The sequence below is a fragment of the Treponema parvum genome, from assembly GCF_017893945.1.
Lineage (GTDB): Bacteria > Spirochaetota > Spirochaetia > Treponematales > Treponemataceae > Treponema_D > Treponema_D parvum_A.
The window spans coordinates 1,856,798-1,872,438 of record NZ_CP054257.1 but is presented as its reverse complement, the minus strand read 5'-3'; the positions used below and the strand labels follow the sequence as shown (position 1 = coordinate 1,872,438).

Annotated in this window: 11 protein-coding genes and 1 tRNA gene; 7 read left to right on the top strand and 5 right to left on the bottom strand. The window is 41.5% G+C overall.

Features of this window, described 5'->3' with window-relative positions; translation table 11 throughout:
• The first annotated feature begins 5 nt into the window (after positions 1 to 5).
• The 6 genes from HRI96_RS08295 to HRI96_RS08270 all read left to right on the top strand — a co-directional run bounded on the left by HRI96_RS08295 (position 6) and on the right by HRI96_RS08270 (position 8,512).
• Positions 6 to 3,227, top strand: coding sequence for a restriction endonuclease (locus tag HRI96_RS08295; protein ID WP_210116914.1), 3,222 nt, complete (start codon positions 6 to 8; stop codon positions 3,225 to 3,227).
• Positions 3,228 to 3,316: 89 nt separating this feature from the next.
• Entirely contained in the window at positions 3,317 to 3,556 is a 240-nt protein-coding gene (locus tag HRI96_RS08290; protein WP_210116913.1) for a hypothetical protein, read from the top strand.
• Positions 3,553 to 4,371 (top strand): LPO_1073/Vpar_1526 family protein, encoded by an 819-nt coding sequence (locus tag HRI96_RS08285; protein WP_210116912.1) that lies wholly within the window; start codon positions 3,553 to 3,555, stop codon positions 4,369 to 4,371. The genes HRI96_RS08290 and HRI96_RS08285 overlap by 4 nt, the downstream gene beginning before the upstream one ends.
• 169 nt (positions 4,372 to 4,540) lie before the next feature.
• Positions 4,541 to 6,199 (top strand): citramalate synthase, encoded by a 1,659-nt coding sequence (gene cimA / locus HRI96_RS08280; protein WP_430741159.1) that lies wholly within the window; start codon positions 4,541 to 4,543, stop codon positions 6,197 to 6,199.
• A gap of 96 nt (positions 6,200 to 6,295) precedes the next feature.
• The gene (leuB, locus tag HRI96_RS08275; protein ID WP_210116910.1) at positions 6,296 to 7,396 is read left to right on the top strand and encodes a 3-isopropylmalate dehydrogenase; all 1,101 of its coding nucleotides are present in this window, start codon (positions 6,296 to 6,298) and stop codon (positions 7,394 to 7,396) included.
• 78 nt (positions 7,397 to 7,474) lie between these two features.
• Positions 7,475 to 8,512, top strand: a complete 1,038-nt coding sequence (locus HRI96_RS08270; protein ID WP_210116909.1) for a sugar kinase — start codon at positions 7,475 to 7,477, stop codon at positions 8,510 to 8,512.
• Positions 8,513 to 8,597: 85 nt separating this feature from the next.
• Here HRI96_RS08270 and HRI96_RS08265 read toward each other — a convergent pair.
• The 5 genes from HRI96_RS08265 to HRI96_RS08245 form a co-directional block, all read right to left on the bottom strand.
• Positions 8,598 to 8,684: transfer RNA gene (locus tag HRI96_RS08265), tRNA-Leu, on the bottom strand.
• A 167-nt stretch (positions 8,685 to 8,851) separates the two neighbouring features.
• A complete protein-coding gene (locus tag HRI96_RS08260) occupies positions 8,852 to 9,757 on the bottom strand; it encodes a PfkB family carbohydrate kinase (protein WP_210116908.1) in 906 nt (301 codons plus the stop codon).
• 72 nt (positions 9,758 to 9,829) lie between these two features.
• Positions 9,830 to 12,016, bottom strand: a complete 2,187-nt coding sequence (locus HRI96_RS08255; RefSeq protein ID WP_210116907.1) for a TIGR03545 family protein — start codon at positions 12,014 to 12,016, stop codon at positions 9,830 to 9,832.
• Between the two features lies 1 nt (position 12,017).
• Entirely contained in the window at positions 12,018 to 12,533 is a 516-nt protein-coding gene (locus HRI96_RS08250) for a TIGR03546 family protein (RefSeq protein ID WP_210116906.1), read from the bottom strand.
• A gap of 432 nt (positions 12,534 to 12,965) precedes the next feature.
• Positions 12,966 to 14,612 carry a potassium/proton antiporter gene (locus tag HRI96_RS08245; RefSeq protein ID WP_210116905.1) on the bottom strand — a complete coding sequence of 549 codons (1,647 nt, stop codon included), beginning with the start codon at positions 14,610 to 14,612 and terminating at the stop codon, positions 12,966 to 12,968.
• A gap of 403 nt (positions 14,613 to 15,015) precedes the next feature.
• On the opposite strand from HRI96_RS08245, the gene HRI96_RS08240 reads away from it, so the two are divergent.
• On the top strand, positions 15,016 to 15,633 hold the full coding sequence (locus HRI96_RS08240) for a flavodoxin family protein (RefSeq protein ID WP_210116904.1): 618 nt from the start codon (positions 15,016 to 15,018) through the stop codon (positions 15,631 to 15,633).
• Positions 15,634 to 15,641 lie beyond the last annotated feature (8 nt).

Genomic DNA, 15,641 nt, shown 5'->3' with positions numbered 1-15,641 from the left:
AACCAATGAAATTTACTTTTAAGATACAAAAATACCAGACCCAAGCTGTAGACGCTATTGTAAAATGTTTTGAAGGGCAGCAGTTTGCAAATAAAGTTCTGTATGATCGCGATAAAGGCGTAATGCCAAAAACTGTAAACTCTATGGATGGTTTATTTACAGAAGAAATGCTCAAACAGCGGGATTCAGAATCTGATGAAGAACTGGAGCTTTGTGATGACGGATACAGAAACGCAGATTTAGTTTTGCGCGAAAAAGAGCTTTTGGATAATGTTCATAAAGTTCAGGATGACAACTTGATTATCCGTTCCGGCAAAATTGAGCGTACGGCAGGCGTTCCGAGTTTTGATATTGAAATGGAAACTGGAACTGGTAAAACCTATGTCTATACAAAGACAATGTATGCTTTGAATCAGGCGTATGGATGGAGCAAGTTCATCATTGTTGTTCCGTCTGTTGCAATCCGTGAAGGAATCTTTAAAAGCCTTGAATACACTCAAGAGCATTTTATGCAACATTATAGAAAGAAAATCAGGTTTTTTATCTATAATTCAAAACGCCTGAATATGATTGACCAATTTTCCAGTAGCGCAGATATAAATGTAATGATTATCAACACTCAGGCTTTTAATACTTCTCTTAATAAAGAAAAGAATGTTGAAGGTCGCAAGGGAAACGAAGCCGCCCGCATTATTTACACTAAGCGTGATGAATTTGCAAGTCGCCGTCCGATTGATGTTATTGCCGCAAACAGACCGATTCTAATTTTGGATGAACCGCAGAAAATGGGTCATGAAAAATCGGCAACACAGAATGCACTCGCTCAATTTAAGCCACTGTTTGTAATCAATTATTCTGCTACTCATAAAATTCAGCATAATCTTGTTTATCGACTAGATGCTTTGGATGCTTATAATCAAAAACTTGTAAAAAAGATTGAAGTTAAGGGCTTTAAGCTTGAAAATATTGCTGGAACAAATACCTACATCTATGCAGATTCTATTGTTCTTTCTCCATATGCGGCTCCGCAGGTAAAACTTGAAATCGAAGTAAAGCAGAAAAATGGAATCAAAAGGCAGACTGTAAAGTTGAATACAGGCGACAAACTGGAAGAATCATCAAAAGGTCTTACAGAATATAAAGGCATCTATGTTGCGGAGATTCTTCCTGAAATCAATGCTGTTAAATTCAATATTCCAGTGAGCAATAACAAGGATTCTACGATGCTTTCTATGGGAGAAATGACTGGAAATGTTGCAGAAAAAGACATTCGCCGAGTACAGATTCGCGAAACTATCCGAAGCCACTTTGAAAAAGAAAAGGAATTTTTTGAACAGGGATTGAGAATCAAAGTTCTTTCGTTGTTTTTCATTGATGAAGTTGCAAAGTATCGAGATGCAGATGATGATGGAAACGAAATTCTTGGTGAATACGGCAAGATGTTTGAAGAGGAATACCTCAATGTGATGAACGAGTTTTTGAATTTATTTCCAGGATATTACAAGAACTATCTTGCAAAAACTGCCGACAATATTTCTTTATGCCATGAAGGTTATTTTAGTCGCGACAAGAAAGGTCGCTTTGTCAATACGAGTGGTGAAACAGATGAAGACCTTACAACTTATGATTTGATTCTGAAGAAAAAAGAAGTTCTGTTGGATTTTGACATGCCTATTCGTTTTATCTTTTCTCACTCTGCATTGCGCGAAGGTTGGGACAATCCTAATGTATTTCAAATTTGTACTCTAAAACATTCTGATAATACAATCAGTCGCCGTCAGGAAGTAGGGCGAGGTATGCGTCTTTGCGTAAATGAAAAGGGAAATCGTCAAGACAAGGAAACTCTTGGAGAGGCTGTACTTGAAATTAACACACTTACAGTTATTGCAAGTGAAAGCTACAGTGATTTTGTAGAGAGACTTCAAAAAGATATTTCTGCTGAATTGTCTGATTCAAGACCAAAAATTGCAAATATTGAATACTTTGTTGGTAAAACTATTACAGTTTGCGGTCAGACTTTTGAACTTGATTCTAAACAAGCAAATGTCATTCATAACTATCTAGTTCGAAATAATTACATAGATGATGAAGATAAGCCTACAGATACTTATAAAACTGCTGTTGAAAACCAGACAATTCAGAATCTTCCTTCTAAATTAAATGAATCTTTGCCTCCAGAATTGTTCCAGAATGCTAATGCTACAACTGAGATTTTTGAACAGGTGCAGAAATTGATTCAATCAGTTTATAATCCATCAGTTCTTTCAGGCATGGTCGATAATGCACAGTGCCCGAAATGGGATAAAGGGAATCCGCTGAATGAGAACTTTGAGGAAGATATTTTCCAGGAACTTTGGAAGAAAATCAATCATAAGTACACATATACCTGCTACTTCAACAGCAATGAACTGATTAAGAACTCTGTAAATGCAATCAAATCTAATCTTAAAGTTGTTCCAATGCGTTATACGTTGGAGATAGGTAAGCAGAAAGATAAGATTGATGAAACAGAAGTTCGTTCTGGAACATCTTTTGGTGGTTCAAAAACAGAAACAAAATCATTAAGCCGTGCAGCTGCAAGCACCGTAAAATATGATTTGGTAGGAGATATTGCAAAAGGTTGCAAACTGACACGAAAAACCGTTGGAAAAATTTTAAGCGAGCTTACAGGAAAAGAGACAGAACAGTTCGGATTCAATCCTGAAAAGTTTATCCGTGATGTTATCAATATAATCAACGTTCAAAAATCTACAAAGATTGTTGAACATATTAAATATCACGAACTTGAAGACACCTATGATTCAAGCATCTTTACTGCTGGAAAACTGCCAGACAAAGAGCCGCTCTTTTCTAAAAAAGCAATCCAGAATCTTGTCTTTACAGATGGTAGCGGAAAAGAAAGCATCGAATGGAAATTTGCAACAGATCTTGAAGCCGCAACAGAAGTTGTAGTTTATGCAAAACTTCCTCGTTCATTCCAGATTCCAACACCAGTTGGTAATTATGCTCCTGACTGGGCAATCGCTTTTAACAAGGATAAAGTTCAACACGTCTTCTTTGTTGCAGAAACAAAAGGAAGTCTTGAAGATATGCAGCTGCGAAAAATTGAACATAACAAAATTGAATGTGCAAAAAAGCTGTTCAATGTAGTTTCTACACGAGGCATAAAATACGACCATGTAGACAGTTATGAGAGTCTTAAGAATATTATTGGGTTGAAAGGATAAAAAAAGGCAGGCTTCATTCAGGCCCTGCCTTTTTTGTTGTTTAAGCTTTTTTTATTATATTTTATATTAGGAAACGGGAGGACATACTTATGTCTATAAGTGATAAAATTCAAATTACCGGTATTATTATATCATCAATTATTTCAATAATATCATTGATTTTACAAATTAAAAATCATTCTAAAATTAAAAAAATTGAACAATCTGGTAAAAATAATATTTCAGATTCAACAAATAGTTCAATCTCTTCATTTGAATCAAAAGCAAATAATAATTCAAACGTATACCAAGTAAATGGAAACTTTAAAAAGGAAATTAGTACTTTATGAATGAAATGAGCGCAAAAGCTACAAATAATAGTTCTATAAACCAAATAAATGGAAATGTCACAATCAATAACTTTATTCAAATAAGAGAAATATTTAATACATTATACGAACTTAATTTTCCAAAATTAGTTGAAGCTGCTGAAGAACGTGCAAGAAAAAATGTAGAAGAATTCTGTAAAAATTTCTTCTCAAAAATAGAAGAAGATGAACGCTTAAAAATCCAAGAATCCTTAAAACATCCAAATTCTCAATACATCCTTAATTCTTCGATAAATAATGCTGCAAGATTTGGTGATACTTCTAATTTAAATATATTATCTGAAGCATTAAAACAGGCTCTACTCGTTGATGATAATGGATTGACTTTTCAACTAAATTTAGCTTTAGAACTAATTCCACAGTTAAATAAAAATCAACTATCTGTAATAGTAATAAGCTTCTTTATACATACCTTATCTTTTAGGCAAAATATACCCCAATTACATGAAATTTTTGCAGCAAGCTGTCTTAAAAATTATCTTCCTACTTCAAACATAAAAAATAATCAAATTATGCATTTAGTATCATTAGGGATTTTTTCTTTCAACCAATTTGCAGGCGGAACTGCCATGAATTTAATAAAACAAAAATACCCAAACAATATGGAACTTTTTAGCAATATTGAAAATGGGAATTTTAATACATTTAAATCTATTGTTGATTATTACGATTCAAATTCATTGATTCATTATCAACCTATGCCTGTAGCAAATGTTATAGGTTTTTTACTTGTAAAGGAAAATATAGGGCAGCTCGATATAGGAATTCTCAGGTAGACAGAATTAATATACCTAGTAGCTTAGTAGGTTATTTGTATTTTTAATATATATTGCTCTCTTTATGCAACTAAAAACAATCCTGTAAGACAAAAATGACTATAATAATATGAGAAAATTAATTCATATTATTAAATGGCTGGATGATCATTATTGACATTGATATTTATTGACTGCCATAATAGCGCAGGTCATAAAACTAATTGTTGAGGATAAAGATTTGAACCTTTCCGATAGAAAAATTGAAATTTTGGATTCTACGCTGCGCGACGGCGCTCAGGGCGAAGGGATCAGTTTTTCAGTTCAAGATAAAATTCACATAGTTAAAGCGCTTGATGAAATCGGCATAGCGTTTATAGAAGCCGGAAACCCCGGTTCAAATCCCAAAGATATGGAATTTTTTCAGGCGGCAAAAAAGCTTAAATTAAAAAACGCCCGCCTTTGCGCCTTCGGTTCTACAAGGCGCAGGGACGTTTCAAGCGCTGAAGATTTGAACGTTCAGAGCCTTCTCGCCGCAGAAACGGAAGACGTAGTCATATTCGGTAAGTCATGGAAATTTCAAGTTACTGAAATTTTACGTGCTACACCCGAAGAAAATATCAAGATGATTTATGAAACGATCGCCTTTTTAAAAGAACACGGCAGAAATGTTATCTATGACGCCGAGCATTTTTTTACCGGCTACGAGGACGACAAAGATTATGCAATGCTGACTTTGCAGGCTGCCGTTGACGGAGGCGCTTCCGTACTAACTCTTTGCGAAACGAAAGGCGGCTGTATGCTTTCCCGCTGCAGTGAAATTTCAAAGGTCGTATGTGAAAAATTCGGCGCTAAGGTAAAGATCGGCATACACACGCACGACGATTCCGGTCTTGCAGTGGCGAATTCCCTTATAGCTGTGGAGAACGGAGTAAGGCACGTTCAGGGAACTTTTTTAGGTTTCGGGGAGCGTACGGGTAACGCAAATCTTGCCGTCATCATAGCCAATCTTCAGCTTAAGATGGGTTATGAGTGCATTCCTCCTGAAAACATCGCGCTCCTTACGCCGATCGCAAAGCGGATCGCTGAAATTTCAAATATAATGATAAATCCCGGCGTTCCCTACGTAGGCTCAAGCGCTTTTTCGCATAAGGCCGGCATGCACATCGATGCGGTGTTAAAAAATCCTACGGCTTATGAGCACATCGCTCCTGAAACTGTAGGGAATTCCAGAGTGTTTTTAATGAGCGAAGTCGCCGGACGCAGCATGATAATCGAAAAGATAAAAAAATTCGATCCTACGATCACAAAGTCTTCCCCTGTCGTTGCGGACATAATTAAAAAGGTTAAGGATCTTGAACTCGAAGGTTATCAGTTTGAAGGCGCCGACGGAAGTTTTGAACTTCTTGTTCGTAAGACCATAGGAAAATATCAGCCGTTTTTTAAATTGCATTACTATCAGACTAACGGCGTAAATCCCAGACCGGAAGACGGAGTTTGCGCTTGCGCTCAAATTAAGCTTGAAGTTGAAGGGCAGATTGAAGTTACCGCCGGCGACGGCGACGGTCCTGTAAACGCCCTTGACATAGCTTTGCGTAAGGCTTTGTGCCGTTTTTATCCTGCGGTTGAAACGATAAGATTAATCGATTATAAGGTACGCGTCTTAGACGGAAAATCCGCAACCGCTTCCCGCGTACGCGTATTGATCGAAAGCTCCGACAGTGTGGAAACTTGGACTACCGTAGGCGTTTCCTGCGATATTATGGAAGCGTCATGGATAGCCCTTGTCGATTCTTTTGAATATAAATTGATAAAAGATGTGGAACAGCGTTATAAAAAACTGCTTTAGGAGCGAAAGCCGAAAAAATCGCTAAAGGCGAGTTTCTCCGGATGCCCTGTAGTGAGAATTAAGGATTTTTAATAAATATATAAAATGAGGTTTTAAATGAACAAGACGATAGCATTGATCCCCGGAGACGGAATAGGCCCCGACGTTGTGGCCGAAGCCGTTAATGTTTTAAACGAAGTCGCAAAAAAATTCGGACATTCCTTTTCTTATAAAAATATTGTTGCAGGCGGTTGCTCCATAGACAAATTAGGCAAGCCTCTTACCGACGAGCAGCTTGAAGCCGTAAAGTCTTCGGACGCGGCGTTGCTCGGAGCCGTAGGCGGCCCGAAATGGGACAATCTTCCTTCGGAACTTCGCCCTGAAAAAGCTCTGCTCGGCCTTCGCGGCGGATTGAAGGTCTATGCGAACCTCCGCCCTGCTGTTATGTTCAGACAGTTAAAAGACGCCTGTCCTTTAAAGGATGAGGTTGCGGGCGACGGGCTTGATATTCTTATCGTGAGGGAACTTACCGGCGGAATTTATTTCGGCGACAGGGGAACTTCTTCCGACGGAAAAACCGCTTGGGATACTGAAAAATACACATGGCCTGAAATAGAGCGCATAGTCCGCATAGGTTTTGAATCGGCTCAAAAACGAAAAAAACGCCTTTGCGTAGTGGACAAGGCTAATATTTTAAATTCCAGCCAGCTTTGGAGACGCGTTACGGAAGCCGTAAAAGGCGATTATCCCGATGTGGAACTTTCATACTTGTACATAGATAATGCGGCCATGCAGTTGGTGCGTAATCCGAGGCAGTTTGACGTAATCGCTACAAGCAATATGTTCGGCGACATTTTAAGCGATGAAGCGAGCCAGATAACAGGATCGATAGGTATGCTTGCGTCGGCTTCTCTTGGCGACGGTTCCGGTCCGGGATTGTATGAACCGATCCATGGAAGCGCTCCCGATATCGCAGGTAAAGACCTTGCAAATCCTCTTGCGACGATTTTATCTGCCGCTATGCTGTTGCGCTACGATTTTAAGCTTGAAAAAGAAGCATCGGCCGTTGAAGCTGCCGTAGATAAGGTTCTTGAAGACGGTTGGCGTACGGCCGATATTGCCGGCGCAAAGATCGAAGAACTTAAAGCTAAAGGAAAAATTGTCGGAACAAAGAAAATGGGACAGCTTGTGATTTCCGTCCTGAGGGCTGCGGTGTAAACTGTATTCAAAGCCGCCTCCCGTAATATGCGTGATTATTTGCTTGACAGTAAAATTATAACAAATTAACATTCAGATATGAACAATAAAAAAAGAATCGTCACCTTCGGTGAAGTGTTACTGCGTTTTAATCCTACAGGATATGAGAGGCTTTTGCAGGCTTCCAACTGGAAGGCCTCTTACAGCGGGGCTGAAGCAAATGTCGCAGTTTCTTTAGCAAATTTCGATCAGGAAGTTTTTTTAGTTACAAAAGTGCCTTCTCACGATATAGGCCAATGCGCGGTCAACTGGCTTAGGCATTACGGCGTTCATATGTCAAAGTGCGCCCGCGGTGGAGATAGGCTTGGAATTTATTTTATTGAAAAGGGCGCAAGTCAGCGTCCGTCCAAGGTAATCTATGACCGCAAGGATTCCGCCTTTTCGCTGTCGAAGCCTGAGGATTACGATTGGAATGAAATTCTGTCGAATGCCGGATGGTTTCATTTTACGGGGATAACTCCCGCCGTCGGCGGATCTTTACCCGAAATATGCCTTGAAGCGTGCAAGACGGCTAAAAAATTGGGACTGACGGTTTCCTGTGATCTTAATTTCCGTCGAAAACTGTGGCCGGCCGAACAGGCGCAAAAGACCATGCTCTTATTATTGCCGTACGTGGACGTTTTTATTTCCAATATGTCCGACGTCTGTGAAATTTTCGGTATTTTGCCCGAAACTTGCGATATTGAAACCGCGATTTTAAACAGGGAAGGGCCGGCGAGCGTTTCACGCCAGCTTGTTGAAAAATTCGGTTTCGGTAAAGTCGCCCTGACGCTTCGTAAAAGTATTTCCGCCGATATAAACGATTGGGGCGGAATGATCTACGACGGCGAAAAAAAAGAAGGGACTTTTTCTCCCAGATATTCGATAACTATGATCGACCGTGTAGGCGGCGGAGATGCCTTCAGCGCGGGAATAATATATTCGCTTATAACGGGAATGCCCGTGCAGGAAGGAATAGATTTTGCGGTTGCGTCTTCGTGCCTTAAGCATACCATTGAAAACGATTTTAATCTTGCAAGCGTAGAAGAAGTTAAGTCTTTGTCTGCAGGAAATTCGAGCGGGCGCGTTCAAAGGTGAGTTTGTTAAAAGACGCTGCTGAATAAGCGCGGCGCTTTTAACTTCGAGTTTCGGGCAAAGCCGAAATGCCGCAAATTAACGGTTTTGCCAGGAACCGGAATCGAACCGGCACGACAGGTTTAATGTCGAGGGATTTTAAGTCCCTTGTGTCTACCATTTCCACCATCCTGGCAACGCTTTCAGATAATATACAAAAAAGCATTTATGTTCAAGCGGGCGTTTACGGCTTGTTTAAGGCGGCTGCGCCCTGGTGTACCGATTTGCCTAAGATACTCCCGCTGCGGTCCTTATACAGCTGATTTTGTGATATGCAAAAAAATGCGCGCAATTTTATCGCCTCTATTTTATTGAACCCGGCATTTCAAGCGCCGCGTTTTTTGCCCCGCATTCCGCACCGGTTTCAAGCGACTTTTTAATATCCTTTGTTTTAATATACGTGTATAAAAAACCTGCGGAAAAAGCGTCTCCGCAGCCTATTGTATTTACGGCTTTCGTCTTAATCGTTTTTTGCATATAAAGATTGCCGTTTTCTCCGGCAACGGTAGATTTTGTTCCGCGGGTAACGACGATTATGTTTTTAAGTCTTTTACTTTCACCGCACACGGCTCTTGCAAGTTCGCTTTCATCTTTGCCGGCCGGCGGCAGCTTAAATGTTCCGTAGAATTCGTCTTCGTTTATTTTTATTATGTGCGGAGTGCAAACTTCAAGCGTTTTTTCAAGATCTTTGCCCCAAAAATCCGCCATGACAAGCCTTCCCCTATCCGCCGTAAGTTTACAGATTTCAGCGCTTAAATTTTCAGGCCAAATTGCAGGGCGGCTTCCCGCAATGAGTAAGGCCTCCGTTTTTTCAAGGCTTTTATCGATCAAAGTCATAAGCTCGTTTATACTGTTTGAGATATCCGTAAAAAGCGCAGGTTCGCTTACGACTAATTCCGTAGTGCTTGAATTTTTTTTATTTAAAAGAGTCCAGCACTCGCGCGTAAAGCCGGGAATAAGGACGCTTTTTATAGGAAAGTTTTCGCAGGAGGCAAGCGTCAAAAAACTTTGCGCGTTTTCTTTGCCTACGGGGCATATCGCTTCGCAAAAGCCGCTTTCAAGCTGGTCTAATACGCGCGCGGAATTTACGGCTTTGCCTGACGCATGGACGACATACCGCTGTGAACGATTGACTTTTTTCAGCTCCAAGTTTTCGAATGTGATCGTCTTTTGTATCGTAGAACTCAAGCAGACCGCAGTTACTTTCATATTATAAAACCTTATCGCATATAAATCGAGGAAACCGACCGAAAGCTGAAATTTCCGGCCGGCCGCTTTTTTTTAAAATAACTTTTTAAGAACGTTTCCCGCCGCTTCTTTAGCCTTTTCTTTTGTGGCGTCGCCGGCTTGTTTTTTGATCTGAGCGGATATTTCATCCTGCTTTTTTGAAAGCTGCTGATTTATCGCGTTCATTGCGCTTTCCTGGCCGTTCATAAGGCTTTCAATTTCAAAATATTTGTTAAGAGCGCCCGTCGCTCCGCCGGTCTTTTCCGCAAGTAAATTTGTCATTTCTTTTTGTACCTGAGACTTTATCGAAGAAAGTTCCGATGAAAAAAGCTCTTGCATAGCGTTTAAAAGTTTTTTGTCCGCGTCGGTCGCCAAATTTATGTTTACGTCCCCGTCTGCGAAGTATTCGGCTTTCAAATTTATTTTTAATGTCTTTATTGAAGCGAGCGCTTTTTTATAGATATTGTAGGCGGATTCAGGTTCGAAAGGCTGCGAGCCGAGCGAAAGATTTGCAAGATCTATTACTCCTTCGGCAAAGACGCTTCCGTCGTCGTCAGCCGTAGTTTTTATGTTTATCTGTGATGTTCCTGAAAAAGAGATCACGTCCGTGTTTACGGCCACAGGATAACCGGATCCCGAATAATCGGCCTTAATGAGCGGCTCTTTTGTCTGTGTGCGACCGTCTACCGCGCCTGAAAGTTTGTGCGTCTGTTTGGCAAGAGAAAGCGTTCCGTCAAATACTGCGGGCGTTCCCCGTAAGTCGGGATCGCTTGAAATTTCCTTTACTTGCGCTTTAAAGTTTTTTCCGGAGGCGGCCGCCTTTTCTATCAAAAACTTCGGAACGGTGTCTTTTTTATAATATATGTCCGTTCCCGGCATTCTTTTTTTAGTTTTTACCGCCTTTTTCGCTTTTCCTGCAGCGCTCGCCTTTGACTGACTTTTTAAACGGAGCGCAACGTCGATTCCTTTTTGGACATAGGTATAATACTTGCCGAAAATATCGTAAGCTATGGCCGTCATGGAGTCCGACATCAGCGACTTGGCTTTGTCCAAAGAAAAAGAAGTTATTTTATCGACTTCCTTTTGTATGAGAGCTCTGTCGTTTTTTATTGCGTCTTGAAGGGAAGACGCAAGCCGCCTTACGGTGTTCGAATCCGCCTTTATGTCTGCCGCAGCTTCTTGCGTCGTCTGTTTGAGCCTTTTGGCGTTTTCAATTGCAGATTGTGTGTTTTTAAGGGCTGCGGCCAATTCCGCAGCGTTTGAGATTTTGCTCCAGTCCGTGCCGGTTATGGTTTGTACATCCGCTTTTAGTTTTTCAACGTCGGAGCGTATCTGCTCGGGTTTGTCCTTCCATTTTACTGTCAGAGCTTCGGTTTCGGTTTTTATGCTTTCGGCGAGGGCAGGGGACTTAAGGTTGTTTTCAAGCCCTGCAATAATGGCCTTAGGATTATAGTCGGCAAAGATCGATTTTATGCTCTCTTTTACGGCTTCCATCTTAGCGGCGGATTTTTCTCCCGACTGTTTTGAAACTTTTTTTTCTTTGGCTGTTGCGGTTTTTAAAGGAAGCTCACCTGACGTTTTTCGATCCGTTCCGAATAAGATATCCATAGCGGAAATGTCTTCCGCGTCGAATTTTCCGCGAAGAAGCTGCGTAAGATTAAAATCAACCTTTATGCTGCCGACTTCGAATATGTTCTTCATCGGCTCGTTCTTATTCGCTTGGGCAAGTCCCGTTACGGTGAGCGAAGACTGAAAAATCCTTACGTCGACGTTCTGTATGTCGGTTTTCGCGCCGAAGACTTGCTGCATACCGGCCGTAATTGCGCGTTTGACTATTATGTTTTTGAATATCGTTACGGTAAGGCATATTGCGGCGCACATGATCACTATCGCTGCAAACGGAACGGGATTTATACCGCTCTTTTGTTTTTTGACTTCTTTTGCAATAAGCTTTAATCGCTTAAAATCGGCGGCGGGAATGAGCGTTTCAGGCGGAATTCGGACGCTTCCTTTTTGATCTTTAAAAAAGGAAGCAAGAAATTTTTTGTCGTCGTCAATGTAGACCTTATCGAACAGTTTTTTTTCGATCTTTTTTTGCGTATACGCCTTTTTTAACAGCGCCGGAAGTTTTTTTGCGCTCAAGGCCTTTGCCGTTTTTTTTTGCACAGGAGCCTTACCAGCCGCCTTTTTTTTGCCATCTTTTTCAGTTATATTCTTTTTGGGATCTTTTTTTTCAGCCATATCAGTTGATCTCCGTAACAAGCGATTTGATCTTTCCTACAAGGGGAATTTTGTAAAATGCTTTCATAATAGGATTTTGTTTTATCTTCGGGGTGATTACCTTGCGCCAGAATACGATAAAGAGCCGCCCGAGTATAAACATCGGGACGTATGCGATTATTCCCAAAACCAAAGAGCCCATTACGATCGTATTGTTAAAACGCGTAAAGCCTACGAAGGGAATGTCGAGCAGCGTTGCGAACAGGCCCTCGAGCGGCGCAAATTTTAAAACCGCATAGCCTAGAGAATTCAGCAAAGGATCAAAGACCGGAGCTGCAAATGAAAACAGCAGCAGTATAAGAAAATATGCGCCTTTGTTTATGCGCAGCAGTAAAAAAAAGATAAAAAGCAGATACCACAAAAGGTTGGTTTTGGGCATAAGTCCTAGCATAAATCCTATTCCGAACGCATGAGCTATCTCATTAGGATTTGTATTTGCATTTAAGGCTTTAAAAAGTTTTATTATATAGCGAATCACTGTGATCCTCCCCTGATGTTCCTTAAAATTCAACAGTCGAACAAAATATCAATTTTGGAGACTGTTGAATTAGTGCGCTTTTTGCGCACAGTTCAATAAGCGGCGTTTGCCTAAGGGCAAACTCGAAGTTTAAGTACAGCTATGGACGGCGGCAAAATATGTAAAAGCGATATTTCAGCTTTGCCAATCCAATAGCGAGTGCGGCGGCGAAAAATCGCTAAAGGCGAGTTTTCTGGATGCCCTTTTTAATTGTCCGACTGATTATAATCTATTATTTTAAAAGATTAAATACTTCTCGGAAACCGTGTGTTAGGAAACCTCGGTTGGCGAACCGCGCAGGGCCGCAGCTAGAGAGGATCCGCCGCCGGCGTTCGCTGCAGAGCACTCACAGCGCCGTTCTGATACGGCTCTGCGGAAAAATTTTATCCCTGTTTATCTATCCAGGCCTTGTTCCGCGACGAGGATATCCCCAACGGCAATTTTGGTGCTTCCTTTAGGAATTATAAGCCTGCCGCCTCGTTTTATCAGCACTATAAAAGCTTTCTCCGAAGCGATTTCGGCTAATGTCTTTTCAACCCATTCGTGATCCTTTCCTACGGGAATTTCCATGAGGCCTTCGTCGTTTTCGGTATTATGGACGTTTTTGTTGAACACCTTTGCCGCTAAAACCAATGTGTCGCCGCTTTTTATGACCGTTGCGCCGCGCGGAATGAGACGTTCCTTTTCTCTTAATATTAGAACCAAAAGAGTTTCGGGAGGCAAAATAAGCGATCTTATCTCTTTTCCGTTCCACGGATGATCTTCCGGCTGAGTTACTTGAATAAAGCGCACGGGGATTTCATCGGGATAGTCGTTGAACGTGTAAAGAACGTTTGTGTTGTTATCGATCATCTTGAGTTTTTTCGATGCGAGCGGCAAAAGGCTCCCCTGTACCGTAATTGAAAATAAAACTATAAAAAACACGATGTGAAAAAGATCATGCTGCAGTATGCCGGGGGAATTTGCATTTATTGAATTTAACGCCATCACGGCAAATACGATTGATGCCGCTCCGCGAAGCCCTGCCAATGAGATAAGAAGCTGCTGGCGAAGCGGATATCTTGAAGGCGTCAAAAGAAAAAAGACTGCGAGCGGGCGCGAAACAAAGGTTAAAAAAAGAGCGACCGCCATCGCGACAGTCACTACTCCGGCAATCCTGGACGGGAAAGCAAGAAGACCTAACAAAAAGAAAACAAGCATCTGCATGAGCCCGGTTATTCCGTCAAAAAAATGAACCAGAGATTTTTTGTTCGGGATGTTGCTGTTACCCAAAAATAAGCCCGCTATATAGGCTGAAAGATAGCCGTTACCTCCTATGAGCGAGGGAAGCGAATACGACAAGACTGCCAGAGCTATGACAAACGCCGCGTCAAAACCGGCGTCGGCAAATTTAAATTTTCTTAATGTGACGGCTGCCAATTTTCCGGCTATAAGTCCGAATGCGGCACCGTATACAAGCTGGGATACGATTAAATACGCAAGGGAAGGAACGCTCATCCCCTTGCCTCCGCCGGAAGCTCCTAAAAACGATAAAGCTATTATCGTCAGCATGTATGAAAGCGGGTCGTTGCTTCCGCTTTCCGCTTCGAGCAATGAAGCGGTATTGTACCTTAAGTTCAGTTTTTTTGAGCGAAGAATGTAAAACACGGAAGCCGCGTCCGTCGAGCTTATAACCGCTCCCAAGAGAAAACTCTCGTTAAAAGAAAAACGGAGTACGAAGTAGCAAAAAAAAGCTGTAAAAACGGCGGTTAAAACTACGCCCACTGTAGCCAGTAAAAACGACTGAACGGCGACAGGCTTTGCTGCGCTCCATTTTGTTCCGAATCCTCCGTAAAACATGATAAAAATAAGAGCTACGGTGCATAATTTTTCGGAAACGGCGAAATCGCTGAACGGGATTTTAAAAATTCCGTCGGAACCGAACACCATTCCCAAAATAATAAACGCTAAAAGCATGGGGACGCCGAGTTTTGAAGAAATTTTATTAAGCAGAACGCACAAAAAAATTACTGCGGCGGTTATCAGAAGAAAAAGCGGCATAACGGCTCCTGGATCAACGTTTTTTTAGGCGCTTAGGCGTTGTGTCGCCGTCCTTGCATTTAAAAATTTTGCACTTGCGGCTTCCACAATTTGAAAGAGTATACAGAAGATAATTTTTTTTTTCAATGTTGCGCATTTTGGTTGGATTCTTACGTGAGTAACTCTGTGTTGCAAAAGGTTGTCAAAATATTGTATTCAACGTTGCAAAATATTATCTTCGACGCCGCGCCTTTCGCGTAAAGATCGGTGTTTTCGCAAAAAACAATGATTTTTTTTTTGCTTTGCCGTATACTGAGCGGGACAAAACAGACTGAACGGGGAACAGGTAAAATACAGGAACGGTTAAATTGAGCGTCTGAAATAAGCGCGTTCAATCTAAACTTGAACCTTAAGGAGCGCATTTATGAATGTATTGTTGTTAAACGGAAGTCCGCACCGTGACGGGAACACTTCGGTCGCCGTACGTGAGATGGAAAAAATCTTTTTAGAGCAAGGCATTGAAACAAAAACTCTGCAGATAGGAAATAAGGACATACGCGGATGTGTGGCCTGCTATTCTTGCAGCAAGACGGGCAAATGCGTTTTTGAAGATGATGTAAACGAAACCGCTTTATATTTTGAAAAGGCCGACGGCCTTGTTGTGGCGAGTCCCGTCTACTATGCGGCTCCAAACGCTACGCTGGCGGCGTTTCTTGACCGGCTGTTTTACAGCACCCGCTTTGACAAAACAATGAAGGTAGGAGCGAGCGTAGTGGTAGCGCGAAGGGCGGGAACGTCTTCGGCTTTTGACGAGCTTAACAAATATTTTACCATATCGGGAATGCCGGTAGCTTCAAGCCAGTACTGGAACAATGTTTTCGGAAGGATGCCCGGAGAAGCTTCTCAGGACGAAGAAGGATTGCAGACGGTGCGCGTTCTTGCCAGAAATATGTCCTTCCTTATAAAAAGCATTGCGCTGGGAAAAGAAAAATTCGGTTTACCTGTAAAAGAAAAATGGAAAAGGACGAATTTTATACGTTAAGACGATAT

Bases quoted from the DNA above. Each gene is read 5' to 3' on its own strand.
- HRI96_RS08240 (WP_210116904.1), top strand. From the start codon at position 15,016: ATGAATGTATTGTTGTTAAACGGAAGTCCGCACCGTGACGGGAACACT.
- HRI96_RS08270 (WP_210116909.1), top strand. From the start codon at position 7,475: ATGAACAATAAAAAAAGAATCGTCACCTTCGGTGAAGTGTTACTGCGT.
- leuB (WP_210116910.1), top strand. From the start codon at position 6,296: ATGAACAAGACGATAGCATTGATCCCCGGAGACGGAATAGGCCCCGAC.
- HRI96_RS08255 (WP_210116907.1), bottom strand. From the start codon at position 12,016: ATGGCTGAAAAAAAAGATCCCAAAAAGAATATAACTGAAAAAGATGGC.
- HRI96_RS08245 (WP_210116905.1), bottom strand. From the start codon at position 14,612: ATGCCGCTTTTTCTTCTGATAACCGCCGCAGTAATTTTTTTGTGCGTT.
- HRI96_RS08290 (WP_210116913.1), top strand. From the start codon at position 3,317: ATGTCTATAAGTGATAAAATTCAAATTACCGGTATTATTATATCATCA.
- HRI96_RS08285 (WP_210116912.1), top strand. From the start codon at position 3,553: ATGAATGAAATGAGCGCAAAAGCTACAAATAATAGTTCTATAAACCAA.
- HRI96_RS08295 (WP_210116914.1), top strand. From the start codon at position 6: ATGAAATTTACTTTTAAGATACAAAAATACCAGACCCAAGCTGTAGAC.
- HRI96_RS08260 (WP_210116908.1), bottom strand. From the start codon at position 9,757: ATGAAAGTAACTGCGGTCTGCTTGAGTTCTACGATACAAAAGACGATC.